A 14,559-nucleotide genomic window follows, 5' to 3' on the forward strand; every position below is an offset into this window, starting at 1 on the left:
AAGCTAATAACTGATAGCTAACAACTAAACATATAACTAATAACATGGCATCATTTATCATACAAGGCGGTTGTCGCCTCAGCGGTGAAATAACTCCACAGGGAGCAAAGAACGAAGCATTACAGGTAATCTGTGCAGTATTACTCACACCCGAAGAAGTAATAATAGAAAATATTCCGGATATACTGGATGTGAACAACCTTATTGCCCTGCTGGGAGAAATGGGTGTAGAAACAAAGCGATTGGGTGAAGACACATGGTCATTCAAAGCCGAAAATGTAAATATCGATTATTTACAAACACCTGAATTCTTAAAGAAAAGTGCTTCTCTCAGGGGGTCGGTCATGATTATCGGGCCACTCGTAGCCCGCTTCGGAAAGGCCATGCTGCCAAAACCGGGAGGAGATAAGATAGGACGCCGTCGTTTAGATACTCACTTTATAGGTATACAGAAGCTGGGCGCCGACTTCATATATGATGATGCTCAACAGATATATAACATCACTGCCGAGAAGCTGCATGGTACATACATGCTGCTTGATGAAGCATCGGTAACAGGTACAGCGAATATACTGATGGCTGCCGTATTGGCAGAAGGAGAAACAACTATCTACAATGCTGCCTGTGAACCATATCTGCAGCAGTTGAGCAAAATGCTGAATAAGATGGGAGCCAAAATTTCGGGTGTAGGTTCTAATCTGTTAAGAATAGAAGGTGTAGAATCTCTTGGAGGTGTAAAACACCGTATCCTACCCGATATGATCGAAATAGGCAGCTTTATAGGAATGGCTGCAATGACAGGCTCGGAAATTACTATAAAGAATGTAGCATATGACGATTTAGGAATTATCCCCGACACTTTCCGTAGATTGGGTATCCAACTGGAAAGGAAAGGTGATGATATACATATCCCTGTTCAGAAAGAATATGAAATAGATACATTTATCGACGGGTCTATACTCACTATTGCCGATGCACCGTGGCCGGGTCTGACACCCGACCTTATCAGTGTGCTGCTGGTAGTGGCTACACAGGCAAAAGGCAGTGTACTGATTCATCAGAAAATGTTTGAGAGCCGCTTGTTCTTTGTAGATAAACTGATAGATATGGGTGCGCAGATCATATTATGCGACCCTCACCGGGCAACGGTTATCGGTACAGGTAAACGTCCGATGCGCTCCACCACGATGACATCACCCGATATCCGTGCAGGTATCGCGCTACTTATCGCAGCAATGTGTGCCGACGGAAAAAGTACAATACACAATATAGAACAGATTGACCGTGGATATCAGAATATAGACGTCCGGCTTAATCAACTGGGCGCTAACATTATGCGATTAGACTAAGAAATATGATATAATACTATTTTCAATTTTTACACTATGACAGAAAATGAGAAATATCTCTACGATCATTTCCTTATTAGTATAAAATCAGGATTTGAAGCATTAGAAGATATTATTAACGATGCGCTGGAGGCTGTGGAAGATGAAGGCTGGGAAAGCGAAATTTCCGAAGAATGGATTCGTGAAACATTCGAGCGGGAATACAAAAAGAATGAGGACGAGAGCAAAACATGGCAGCATCCGACCGATACGGAAAAACTACGCGTAGTATTCGATACCCTCTGCAAGGAAAAGATAGTTGCTTTGCATAACGCCGGATACACCCAATCTGATGCCATCTATGACGTACAGGATGTATGGAAAGACCTGGAAGACGAAGGTATTAAACCTATCGGCTACTGTTACTATCATGGGCAGGATTTAGAACGTGTGATAGAAACTGGAACGCTCTGTATCGGATTCTATGGCGAAAAAGAAAAGAATGATAAAGAAGCCATCATTATTGGCAATAAAGTAGCCACTGCCCTTAAAGATGCAGGATTTACGATTGACTGGAATGGCTCTGCTTCGAAAAGAATAGAGATACAGGATTTCAAATGGCAAAACGTCTTTACATCCGATGACGATGTGGAAGAGAAATGGGGCTATGACCGCGTTTTGCAATTGATGGAAGAATAAAATCGATTCCAACAAGAAACAGGAGAGAGGCTGATGCAAAATCAGTCTCTCTTTTTATATATCTCACCTATTCAATAACCCAGATAGGTCAATAAAACAAGTAGTTATGTTCATTCCGTTTGAAACGATAGCGTTGACGAGGTATAGGCAAAGGATCCTGAGTAGAAATATCCCATCTGAGTAGAGCCTCAATCATTTCATCTTTTACATTACTGTATTCTTTGTTTCTAAAGAGGTTATTCAGTTCAGAAGGATCATTCTTTAGGTTATAAAGTTGTCCGTTACCATCCATATCATACACCAGCTTCCAGTCTCCTTTGCGAAGCATGCGCATGGTCCCGCTCTGTGTCCATGTATTCAGTTCATCAAAGAACAAGCCTTTTTTACCAACAGCTCCCTCTTCTTTATAATCGGTAGCATCAGCCTTAGTGTAATACATACCGCCAAATCCATCCTGAGCCATTACACTTGCGAATTCCTTCTCAGGGTAATCCTTTCCCTGCAACATCGGCCACAGGCTGCGTCCTTGCACTCCTATCGGAATATCTGCACCGATAACTTCACATACGGTAGGGAATATATCTATCAGGCTGATATGCGATTTCTGTGGCATTGCGGAGGCTTTTATCCCCGGCCCTGTCCATTGCATAGGGATTCGGGTGATAGCATCGTCCAGACCTACACCTTTCTTCATCAATCCATACTCTCCTACATAATCTCCATGATCTGCGACAAAGATAATAATCGTGTTATCATAAACTCCTTTCGCTTTCAGGTTATTCACAAAACGAGCCAGCTGATCATCTATCATACGCAACATTCCATGATAAATAGAACGTAAACGTTGCAGATCCTGCTGATATCCGATGTGCCCCTGCCCCATCATTTCGGCAAGAAGCTGATATTCGGTCCCTTTCGTTTCCTGACCTTTAGCTGAACTTCCCATTTGAGGAAGTGATTCCGGTGGAAACATTGAATAATAAGGTTCACAGACCTGATAAGGATTGTGCGGCTCTGCTATCGAGAACCACATCAGAAAAGGCTTCTCTCCCTGAGAATCTATCCACTGGGAAGCATCATCTACCATACGGTAAGGCAACTGCCCTTCGGGTCCATAGGGCGAAGGAGTCATACTGGCATACATATCCAGTGTTCCCAGAAATTTATCGAATGCTTCACCTATCTTACTTTTATTATTCGACGGCTGCCCTCCATGGTCGTACGGGCTCCAATAATCTACACGTTCAGGGGTCAGATGCGAATGGTTTTTACCAATCATAGCTGTCACATATCCTTTCTCTCTCGCCACATCGAAAAGGTCTTTCGTATAATAAGCATCTTTAATATTATGATTGGATCTGACACGGGTAGAACTAGGGAAACGTCCCGTCAGCATAGATACACGAGCCGGGCCGCTGGCCGGTGCCGATGTATAAGCTCGGTCGAACCAGGCTCCCTCTTTTGCCAGCTTATCGGCAAAAGGCATTGTATTCAGCGGGTATCCTTCCCTCTGCAACAAATCTGCACGCAACTGGTCTGCCATTATAATAATGACATTGGGGTTCTTAGATGTATTTTGTGAAAAAGCAGGAAGTATTATACAGGTAGAAAATGATACACCTGCCAATATTTTTTCACCAATATTATTTATCATATTTTAGATTTCAAGATTCAACACTTATTTACGAATTACGCAAGATTAAAGCCATATAGTACGATCAACACTAACGATATCGGATAAAAAGTAACACTTTTATCATTTACTCGAAATACCTATAATACTTACAATCAATACAATAACACTAAAAAGGTAACAAAAGTAACACCTTTTTTCGTTTTTTTACGCTGTCACTATTTTATCATATAACACACTTGTTTTCTGCATTGTATAGATAAAATAAATTTAGAAATGTAACACTTTATATCAATCCCATAGTACGAAGACTCAGATCAATTTCTCTCTCATCTCCTGTATGCTTCCCGGCAACATCCGATAATTTAACAGCTTTCAGATACTTAGAATCTTTCTTATGCACCTTCACATCGGTAAGCTTTATTACTATATTCAGAGGTTTTACTCCTACATCATTTGAGAAGAATGTACCGATACCGTATGTATCATGCATACGCCCTGCCACATGATTCTTTATAGCCTTCACCGATTCCAGATTCAGGGAATCACTGAATACGAGAGTTTTTGATGTTGGGTCGATACGGTTTTTCTCATAAAACCGGATTGCTTTATCTGCGAACACCAGCGGATCGCTACTATCGTGGCGTACACCGTCAAACAATTTTGCGTGTTTGAGACTGAACGAGTCAAAGAATGCATCAGTCGTATATGTGTCCGTAAGGGCGATACCCAGACTGCCGTCATATACATCCACCCATGCTTCCAGTCCTTTGATATTTGCCGAGCGGTATCCATAGATAGCCCCGTGATACATAAACCATTCATGCGGCATAGTACCAATAGGAGTAGTATTGTATTTCATAGCCAGATATACATTGCTTGTACCTTTGAAATATTCTCCCGAATTAGCTTTCAGTGCTCCTACCACCTTATCCTGTACCTCAAAAGAGAAACGGCGGCGCGTACCGAATTCCGAATAATCAGCTTCTATCCCGCTCAATGCTTTAGCTTTTACCACAGCTTTCTCTTCCACATCTGCGGGCATAGCTCCGGTCATCTGGAAATACAGTTCGGATATGATAGCTAACAATGGGACTTCCCACAGTACAGTACGATACCAATACCCTTCTATAACGACGCTGAGGTCTCCTCCCTCCTGTACGATAGTGACCTCTTCGGGTTTATACGTGAATCCCTCGAGAAAGTCGACAAATACAGGATCGAAAAAGTAACACTTTGTTTTCACAAATTTCTTTTCTTCCTGTGTCAGTTTCAGATCGGCCATTGCTGCCACTTCTTCGCGCATTCTTTCGGCAAAGCCTTCCGGAAATTGTGTCCCTCCCCGGTTGGTAAACGCATACTTAACATACGCCCACGGGTATAGTTTCTGTATGGCAAGCATTACGGAGAATTTATAAAGGTCGTTGTCGGTGAAATGTTTAATTATCATATATCCCGGATTTTTAATGAAATAACAAATATAAGTTTTTTATATAACAAAAAAACAAAAGCCGAAGTTGAATCGAAATCCAAAATCGGCTTTTATTTATATAATTGAACGTTTTCTAATCGAGCTTATGTATCACTAGTCCCGAACGGAGTTTTGGCTCAAACCAGGTTGTTTTCGGCGGCATAATATTTCCGGAATCGGCAATATCCATCAACTGCTTCATAGTCACTGGATATAAAGCAAGCGCCAGTTTCATTTCACCACTGTCGACACGTTTTTTCAATTCGCCTAATCCCCTGATACCTCCGACGAAATCGATACGCTTATCCGAACGCAGGTCTTTGATGCCCAGTATTTCGTCCAGGATATATTTTGACGAAATAGTCACATCCAGTACGCCGATAGGGTCGTTGTCGTCATAAGTACCTTCTTTAGCAGTCAGGCTGTAACATTTACCTTCGAGGTAAATAGAAAAATTATGCAATCCGGTAGGAGCTGTTATATCCGCTCCTTTTTCTTCCACAGTGAAATGATCTTCCAGTTTTTTTAAAAATTCAACTGCCGATAACCCGTTAAGGTCTTTCACCAGACGGTTATAATCTATTATATTTAATTGGGTATCAGGGAAACAAACTGCCATAAAGAAGTTATATTCTTCATCCCCTTTATGATTCGGGTTCTGTTTTGCTTTTTCCGCACCTACCAACGCTGCGGCTGCCGAGCGGTGATGCCCGTCTGCTATGTACAGGTCAGGTATTGCAGCAAATAATTCAGTAATCCGTTGTATATCGTTTTTATCTTTTATTACCCAGAAATGATGGCCCACACCATCGCTTGCTGTGAAATCATATTCTGCTGTACCGGAAATAACCCTCTTTACTATTTCATCCAAGCCGTCATTGTCAGGATATGCAAAGAAAACAGGCTCTATATTGGCATTATTTATCCGTACGTGCTTCATACGATCCTCTTCCTTATCCCTGCGTGTCAATTCATGTTTTTTTATCCTGTCGTTCATGTAATCTTCCACATGCGAACAAACAACAAGTCCATACTGCGTTTTTCCGTTCATTGTCTGGGCATACACATAGTAGTATTCTTCGGGATCTTGTACCAGCCAGCCTTTTTCCTGAAATTTATTAAAGTTCTCTACGGCACGGTTGTAAACGTCCTGATGATGCTCATCAATTATTGTTTCAAAGTCAATCTCTGGCTTAATTATACGATACAGTGATTTCTCATTGCCTTCGGCTTCGAGACGGGCTTCTAGTGAACTCAGTACATCATAAGGACGGGAAACTACTTCCTTTACAATACTCTTGGGAGGTCTTATCCCCCTGAACGGTTTAATTACAGCCATGACACTTTGGTTTTTATAATAAGGTTAAATAATATTTCGAATAAGGCATTGAGTTTTCAACAATGAATACTTTCTTTTTGTCAGTTACAAATATATAAAAACAATGAAAAACAAGAGCAGTTTTATCGAATAATTGATTCCAAATATGCTGTAAAAAACATTTTGACACCACCTTCAAAATAAAGGTAAGAATAATCCTTTTAAAATATGTTGTTTTAAGATATAATTACTAATTTTGAGAGCCTTAAGGCTTCAGGCCTTTTATTGCTCCCGGCTGACAAAATAGCAATAAATCACTTATAATCAGAAAAATATACAATTAAATATTCACTTTTATTTAAATAACGCAGAAGAATACTAATTCCTAATTTTTTATAACAATGAAGAAATATAATTTTAGTGCAGGTCCTTCAATTCTTCCTCAGCAAACTATAGAGGAAACAGCGAAAGCCATACTGGATTTCAACGGGTCATCATTCTCTTTAATGGAAGTGAGCCACCGTGGGAAAGATTTCCAGGGCGTAATGGACGAAACTGTTGAGTTGTTCAAAGAACTATTGGAAGTACCCGCAGGTTATTCAGTAATCTTCCTCGGCGGAGGTGCCAGCCTTCAGTTCTGTATGATACCATACAACCTGCTGGAGAAAAAAGCTGCCTATCTGAATACAGGTACATGGGCCAGCAAAGCATTGAAAGAAGCTAAGTTATTCGGAGAAGTAGTAGAAGTGGCAACATCAAAACCTGCCAACTTTACATATATTCCTAAAGATTATGTTATTCCTACCGACGCGGATTATTTCCATATCACTACCAACAATACAATCTTTGGTACCGAATTGCATAAAGATCTGGATTCTCCTGTACCATTGGTAGCAGATATGTCTTCCGATATATTTTCACGTCCTGTAGATGTTTCTAAATATGCTTTAATATACGGTGGCGCGCAGAAAAACCTGGCTCCTGCCGGACTAACATTTGTAATCGTAAAAGACGAATTGCTGGGGAAAGTAACCCGTCCGATACCAACAATGCTTGACTACCGCACTCATATCGAGAACGGTTCTATGTTCAATACTCCTCCGGTAGTACCTATATATGGAGCTATGCAAACATTGAGATGGCTGAAAGCTAATGGTGGTGTACCGGCTATGTACAAACGTAACCAGGAAAAAGCTGCATTGCTTTACAATGAAATTGACCGCAACCCGGTATTCAAAGGAACTTGCGCTATCGAAGACCGTTCACTGATGAACGTATGTTTCGTTCTTTCTTCGGAATATGAAGGAAATGAAGCTGCATTCCTTGAATTTGCCAAATCGAAAGGTTTGTACGAACTGAAAGGACACCGTTCTGTAGGCGGTTTCCGTGCTTCTATCTACAATGCAATGCCGATTGAAGGCGTACAGGCATTAGTGGATGCAATGAAAGAATTTGAAAAACAAATTGCAAAATAATTATTTAATGCGCCGATATGCCAATGTGCCGATGCTTAAACAGCTAACGGCTGATGGCGGAAGGCTAAAAGCTTTTTTTGAATGAAAGTATTAATAGCAACAGATAAACCTTTTGCAGCGGAAGCAGTAAACGGTATCCGCGATGTAATCGTAAAAGCAGGCTTCGAACTTGTTTTACTTGAAAAATATACAGAGAAGAAACAATTACTGGATGCTGTAGCTAATGCTGATGCGGCAATTATCCGCAGCGACATATTCGATAAAGAAGTACTGGATGCAGCAAAAAATCTGAAAATTGTTGTGCGTGCAGGTGCAGGTTTCGACAATATAGAACTGGATGCTGCAACAGCAAACAATATTTGTGTAATGAACACTCCGGGACAGAATGCGAATGCTGTAGCAGAGTTGGCTCTTGGACTGGCTGTATATGCAGTGCGTAACTTCTATAACGGAACATCAGGCACCGAACTTATGGGTAAAAAACTTGGTATTCACGCGTATGGAAATGTAGGGCGTAATGTGGCACGCGTAGCTAAAGGCTTCGGCATGGAGGTGTATGCATACGACCCCTTCCTGACTGCGGAAGCTATCGAAAAAGAGGGAGTGAAAGCGGTGGCGTCAGCCGAAGACCTATACACTACCTGCCAGTTTGTTTCATTGCATATTCCGGCAACTGCCGAGACTAAGAATTCTATCAATTATGCGCTGTTGAGTAAAATGCCGAAAAATGCATTACTTATCAATACTGCACGTAAGGAAGTTATCAATGAAGCCGAGATCATTAAGCTGATGGAAGACCGTAAAGATTTCAAATATGTCACCGACATTATGCCGGGCAACCATGCTGAAATGGCGGAAAAATTTGCAGGACGGTATTTCTCTACTCCTAAAAAAATGGGAGCGCAGACTGCCGAAGCGAATACCAATGCAGGTATAGCAGCAGCCAACCAGATCGTCGATTTCATTAAGAACGGAAATGAACGTTTCAGAGTGAATAAAAAGTAATTAGCCAATAGACTAATAATATAAAAGACTTCGATAAATCATTATCGGAGTCTTTTTGTTTTTATTTATTAAATTCATCTTTGTATTGGCATATTAACTCATTAGCACATTAATATCACCCTGACATATCGTTACCCATCTTCATCAATCTCACAGGTTTAAACTGAAGAAAATAAAGTACAATGCAAACTAAAAGGAAAATACCCAGAATCAACATCCAGCCTGCGATGGTTTTTATACTTACCGTTACTGCTTGTATCTGTATCTTCTGATACAATGCGTTAGTCGCTATCCGTTGCGCGTCCTCGAGGCTCCAGCCCTGCGACAATGCAGTATTTACTGATGTGGTAAACTGGCTACCGGCCAAAGCATTCTGCATATCCACACCTTCAGAAAGGACACTTACATTTTTTTGTTGCAGACGATACAGCCAGTTTGTGAGGACTGATGCACCTATTGCAGGAGCAAGAGCCGAACGGGCCGATATCATAAAAAATGCATTATATATAAGCTGTTTGGGTGAGAGTCCGTATATGCCATAAATGGCAAATGCCACAAACAGCACCAACATACCCACACCCCTGAGAAACATCAGTAGATAAAGATCTTCGTACAAGCCTGCAGGCGTTATCATAAAATACAGGAGCGCCAGTGAAATTGTAAAACAGGCAAAACCCATAAAGATAAGCCAAGCCATGCGTATTTCTTTTACAAACCAGTAATAACATATAACCCCTCCTACCAGAAAGCCCGGAATCATATACAAATACAGTTCATTCATATGCGTACTATCCAGCCTCAGCACATTGGTAGTATAAGAAGATATCAGTATACTGAATGATGCATAGAACATCAGTACAAAAGAAAGGAGATATACCGTTACCGAATTACGGTTTTTCAGCACACTCATATCCAGAAAAGGCGTATCGGAAAACTGACGGCGAAGAAAAAGCCAACCTGTAAGCGGAATCAGTATTGTTGCTATTATGATACTGGTTGAAGAAAACCAGTCTTCCGTTTTTCCATATGTTGCCACATATACAATAGCCATAAAGCAAACCGACACAAGGAAAAAGCTCAGCCAGTCTATATCCCTGAAAGGAATACGCACCAGCCTGCGGGCAAACGACATGCATACAACCACTGCAATAATGGCGACCAACAACATCAATATCATAAAATAATACATATACTGCCAGTTATACAGATAAGCCAGCTCTGCTGTGAGGACTAAAGACAATTGTCCGCATATCAATGTAATAGGATAAAACTTTGCGTAAAATTCGTTACGTGTTCCGCTCGGGCTTAATGCCGGCATCAATATGTTGATAGTCTCAATCATCGAAAAAGCCTTGAAATAACCGATAAAGAAGCTGCAAACGATGATTACTTCTATGTAGTCTGTTTCGGCACATATCAGGCTGAGTAATACCTGGAATAAGAGGACCACAAGAATGATCGTTTTGGCTGTAGCCAAAGGTTTTATTTTCGGTATAACCAGATATGCAACGGCCATACCGACCGATGATGCATAATAAGCCATGTTGATATCCTCGGATATAACGCCAAGATAACTGGATATGTCTATATTACTGCCTGTGTATGCACCGTTGACCAGTAATACAGGAATAAGTATAGTAAGAGCAACAACCACCTTGAGCCAGTTCGGGACCCAGCTTCTGAAAGGACTGATTGTCGTTGTGCGTATTACCGGAATTATCATTTTTATATTAGTTACGAGTTACTTTTCCCTTCGGGCAATTACTAGTTACAAGTCGCTTGCGCCATTATTAATTATTAATTTTTCATTCTTAATTAATTCCTCATTCTTTTATCGCCTCGGTAACCACCATCATTCCCGCACGCAATTTCTGCATATCTTCGGCCGATATACCTTCAAAATCGATACGGACAGGGATACGTTGCTGTATTTTCACAAAGTTTCCTGCGGAGTTATCGGTCGGCAGCATTGAGTATTTGGCTCCCGTAGCTTCTGATATCGCTGTTATCGTTCCTGTAAATGTCTTACCGCTTATAGCGTCGACCTTTATATTTACTTTCTGCCCGATGTAAATATTTTCAATCTGTTTTTCGCGGTAGTTGGCTATAATCCATTTATTGTCGTTTTTAATCAGGTTGGTTATTGTCTGTCCGGCTTGCACCAACTGTCCGGATTCAAGGGTGCGGCGACCTACATAACCGCTATACGGAGCAATAATAGAGGTATAAGATAAATTTAGTTTAGCCATTGCCAGATCAGCTTCGCGGCGGAGTATTGTAGCCTCCGCATTTCCCTGTTTTCTTGTAGTTTCGGTAGATGTCGATTTTAATGATTCTTTTTGTCGCAGTAAAGCATTATAGTGAGCACTTTGTGCATCATATTCACTTTTTATCTGGTCGTATTGTTGCCGGGAAACCGACTCTGCATCCAACAGATTTTTATAGCGCTTCAGATCTTGCTCGGCTTTCCACAGGCGCGCTTTGGCCTCCTCTATATTTGCTTCCGAAACAGTAACATTTGCAGATGTCGTCACTATACTTGAAGATAGCACGGAAGAAGAACTCTTGGCATCCATCAGTGCGGCTTCGGCATCCATCTCTTTTATTTTAAACTCCCTGTCGTCTACTATCAATAGGGTATCTCCTGCATTTACCCACTGGTGTTCGGTAAAACGCACCTCTTTTATATAACCGGATACACGTGAGTTGATAGGTGTTATATATTGCTCTATTGTTGCATCGTTTGTTATTTCGTAGCGGTAGTAACGGATGAAAAAAGTCACTCCCCATGCTATACCGCCCAATGCCAGCAATATACTGATGATGTTGAGTATAATATTACGTGTACGCTTTTTTTTCAGTTTACGATAAGCTTCTTTTTCCTCTTTTCTGTCAGCCAGGTTTGATTTATCTGTATCCATAATTATAAGTTTCCGCTAACTTTTTGTAATTGATAGTATGTATATATAGCGTTTGTTTTTGCAGCAGTAAGCTGTAACTCCGAATTCAACTGTACTGTATTTGCATCCAGCAAGTCGGTCAGTATAGCCAGCTGGTTGAAGTACCTGTTTTTTACTATCCGGTAGTTTTCATTCGATTGCTCTACAGATTTTTCCAACGCTTTTATTCTGTCCAGTGCTTCCTGATGTTTTACGAATGCCGATTTCACACCCGTACGGATATTTTGTCGTTGCTGTTCCTGTGCAAGTTCCTGCAGATGTATCTGACTTTTTGCCGCATTGGTAGCATGCTTCCTGTCAAATAATGAAGAAATATGATACGACAGATTCAGTGTCACTCCCCATGCATTCAGATACAAATCTTGTGCAGGTGAGACATTTGGAATGGGGCGGGCCAGAGTATTGCTTGCCTGCAACGACAATGTAGGCAGGTAATCGGCCTTTGTCAATTTCAGGTTGTTTTGGGCTAAAACAATATTCTTTTCCATAATTCTCATATCCGGATATTGTGCGTAGGCCTGATATATATAGTCGTTTTCCGGCTCTATATCGAATTGGGATAACAGCAGATCCTGATCGGGTTCAAGAATTGTATTTTCGTCCATTCCCAATACAATATCCAATTGTTGCGAAGTAAGAGAAATATTATTCTCTGTCTCTTTATATGACAATTCATAATTTGTAAGAACCAATTGGCTGCGTAAGACATCATTTGTGGTAATCATCCCCTCCTCTTTCATTTTACCTATATCCCGCAAGCGGGTTTTAGCCTCCTCGATATTCTTGGCATATACATCACGTTCTTTATACAGATTGAACAAATCGAGATATTTACCTATCAACCAGAGTTTCAGTTCCGACTTATCCTTTTGTAATGACAATTGAGCAATATCCTTTTCCAATTCCGCTTTCTCTATGCTGTTCTTTATCCGCCCGCCCTGATATATGGGCTGAGTTGCCGCCACCTGATAATTCTGCTTCCAGTCGGGAGAGTCGGAGTGTTTCAGGAATGATAAGTCTTTATCGAGGATGGTCGGCGTACCCACATAGCCGAACAGGCCGCTGACCGAAATATCGGGTAATCGTTTATTCTTTGCCAAGCCTACCTTATCTTCCGATATCTGTGTCTTTATCACAGATGATTGTATTGCTATGCTGTTTTGCAATCCATGTTCAAACAGTTCGTTTACCGTAAGCTTGTATGTATTCTGTGCCGTAAGCGATGATGTGTATATTGATGTAGCCAATAATATGTATAGTGTTGTTTTCACTTATCTTTCCTTATTAATATCCGTAAATTCCTTCATATATTCTATGCATAGTTGTATATGTTCCGGATTAACATTTTCTTCCAGTTTTACATATACATCGTCTATTATCTTCCTTATTTCGGCATGTAGCTTTTCTCCTTTAGCCGTTAATAGGACAAGTTTGTTGCGCTTATCGGACGAATCTTCTTCTCGCGTAACCAGTCCCCTTTTTTCCATATTCTTTATCAGATAGGAAAGACTTGATTTGTCCTTATACGTCAGATTTGCCAGTTCCTGTTGATTGACTTTACTATCGACTTTGTCCAAACACCTCAATATATGCAACATTTCGAATGTTACATATATATTATGTTCGCGCATTTCTCTATGGATTATCTGACGGTAGAAAGACTGAGTCTGCAATATTGTTTGTACAAAAGTTTGCATCATATCTCTTCAGTTTTTTCGTATGCAAAGATATAACAAAATAATTAGTTGAATGTTTAACTAATATACATTTTTATGCTTATTATAAAATAATATTGCGGCAGATGTTGGTGATATTTACCGATACAATATTGAGTTTTAATGTTGGATTGTTTTCTACTACGCGCAATCAAAGATTGCTTGTGCTCCTTTTGGGCAATGCAAAAAGTGAGGACAAGCCCGGCAAGGCCCGACAGTAATGAACTAAAATTTTTGAAAATAGATTAAGTGAAGAGTTATGCATAGAAAAAAGAACATAAAAAACAACGGATAATAAATATAAAGTAATTCATCAGATTCTTCTTTACATGAAGATTAACCGTTACGTCATCGAAAAGACACAGAAATGTCTTATCTTTGGAATAATTAATAATAAAACTTTGTGACAGAATAATCACTTCGCAATCTAAAGAAATAATGAATATGAAGAAAAGACTTACAATAGCTTTGGTGGCACATGATCACCGCAAAGCGGATATGGTAGAATGGTGTTATTACAACTCTGATTTTCTGGCAAAACATCACTTGGTATGTACAGGAACCACCGGAACCCTGATAAAAGAGGCGTTCGAGGAAAAGGGGATACATGCGGAGATCACCCGTATGAATTCAGGGCCTATGGGGGGAGATGCGGAGATAGCCGCTATGGTCGTGCGACACGAAGTAGACATGGCTATTTTCCTTATCGACGACCTGAACCCGCAACCGCACGAGGCAGACATCATGATGTTGCTGCGCCAGTGCCGTGTACACAATGTGCCTATCGCATGTAACCGTTACAGTGCCGACCTGATGCTAACAAGTACTTTGTGGGACAATGACGATTACAAGCCTACAAGTCCGAGATACGAAAATTTCGACAGGGCTAATTTTGATGCCAGTTTCAGAAGATTAAAAGAGTAAAAATAATTAATAATGAAGAATTAATAATTAA

12 protein-coding genes are annotated in these 14,559 nt (G+C 40.5%); 5 read left to right on the forward strand and 7 right to left on the reverse strand.

Features of this window, described 5'->3' with window-relative positions:
- Positions 1-44 precede the first annotated feature (44 nt).
- Together murA and QZL88_RS05540 are read left to right on the forward strand one after the other, a co-directional pair.
- Complete coding sequence (murA, locus tag QZL88_RS05535) at positions 45-1,349, forward strand: UDP-N-acetylglucosamine 1-carboxyvinyltransferase (protein ID WP_296939037.1); 1,305 nt, start codon at positions 45-47, stop codon at positions 1,347-1,349.
- Positions 1,350-1,385: 36 nt separating this feature from the next.
- Positions 1,386-2,027, forward strand: coding sequence for a hypothetical protein (locus QZL88_RS05540; protein ID WP_296939039.1), 642 nt, complete (start codon positions 1,386-1,388; stop codon positions 2,025-2,027).
- Positions 2,028-2,115: 88 nt separating this feature from the next.
- Here QZL88_RS05540 and QZL88_RS05545 read toward each other — a convergent pair whose 3' ends face one another.
- The 3 genes from QZL88_RS05545 to QZL88_RS05555 form a co-directional block, all read right to left on the reverse strand.
- Positions 2,116-3,681: a sulfatase-like hydrolase/transferase gene (locus QZL88_RS05545; RefSeq protein ID WP_296939040.1), complete on the reverse strand. Its 1,566-nt coding sequence runs from the start codon at positions 3,679-3,681 to the stop codon at positions 2,116-2,118.
- A 265-nt stretch (positions 3,682-3,946) separates the two neighbouring features.
- Complete coding sequence (gene pncB, locus QZL88_RS05550; RefSeq protein WP_296939041.1) at positions 3,947-5,110, reverse strand: nicotinate phosphoribosyltransferase; 1,164 nt, start codon at positions 5,108-5,110, stop codon at positions 3,947-3,949.
- Positions 5,111-5,225: 115 nt separating this feature from the next.
- Positions 5,226-6,470 carry a DUF1015 domain-containing protein gene (locus QZL88_RS05555; protein ID WP_296939042.1) on the reverse strand — a complete coding sequence of 415 codons (1,245 nt, stop codon included), beginning with the start codon at positions 6,468-6,470 and terminating at the stop codon, positions 5,226-5,228.
- 380 nt (positions 6,471-6,850) lie between these two features.
- Here QZL88_RS05555 and serC point away from each other — a divergent pair, with 380 nt between their 5' ends.
- On the forward strand, positions 6,851-7,924 hold the full coding sequence (serC, locus tag QZL88_RS05560; RefSeq protein WP_296939043.1) for a 3-phosphoserine/phosphohydroxythreonine transaminase: 1,074 nt from the start codon (positions 6,851-6,853) through the stop codon (positions 7,922-7,924).
- Positions 7,925-8,005: 81 nt separating this feature from the next.
- Positions 8,006-8,929 carry a 3-phosphoglycerate dehydrogenase gene (locus tag QZL88_RS05565; protein WP_296939044.1) on the forward strand — a complete coding sequence of 308 codons (924 nt, stop codon included), beginning with the start codon at positions 8,006-8,008 and terminating at the stop codon, positions 8,927-8,929.
- Between the two features lie 115 nt (positions 8,930-9,044).
- Here the strand turns inward: QZL88_RS05565 and QZL88_RS05570 are convergent, their stop codons facing one another.
- From QZL88_RS05570 to QZL88_RS05585, 4 genes are all read right to left on the reverse strand, one after another.
- Complete coding sequence (locus QZL88_RS05570) at positions 9,045-10,652, reverse strand: MFS transporter (protein ID WP_296939045.1); 1,608 nt, start codon at positions 10,650-10,652, stop codon at positions 9,045-9,047.
- Between the two features lie 100 nt (positions 10,653-10,752).
- Positions 10,753-11,850 (reverse strand): HlyD family secretion protein, encoded by a 1,098-nt coding sequence (locus tag QZL88_RS05575; RefSeq protein ID WP_296939046.1) that lies wholly within the window; start codon positions 11,848-11,850, stop codon positions 10,753-10,755.
- A gap of 2 nt (positions 11,851-11,852) precedes the next feature.
- A complete protein-coding gene (locus tag QZL88_RS05580) occupies positions 11,853-13,160 on the reverse strand; it encodes a TolC family protein (RefSeq protein ID WP_296939047.1) in 1,308 nt (435 codons plus the stop codon).
- Positions 13,161-13,589: a MarR family transcriptional regulator gene (locus QZL88_RS05585; RefSeq protein ID WP_296939048.1), complete on the reverse strand. Its 429-nt coding sequence runs from the start codon at positions 13,587-13,589 to the stop codon at positions 13,161-13,163.
- Between the two features lie 459 nt (positions 13,590-14,048).
- Here QZL88_RS05585 and QZL88_RS05590 point away from each other — a divergent pair, with 459 nt between their 5' ends.
- Entirely contained in the window at positions 14,049-14,528 is a 480-nt protein-coding gene (locus QZL88_RS05590) for a methylglyoxal synthase (protein WP_296939049.1), read from the forward strand.
- Positions 14,529-14,559: the final 31 nt, after the last annotated feature.

Origin of the sequence: uncultured Dysgonomonas sp. (assembly GCF_900079725.1) — a bacterium.
Lineage (GTDB): Bacteria > Bacteroidota > Bacteroidia > Bacteroidales > Dysgonomonadaceae > Dysgonomonas.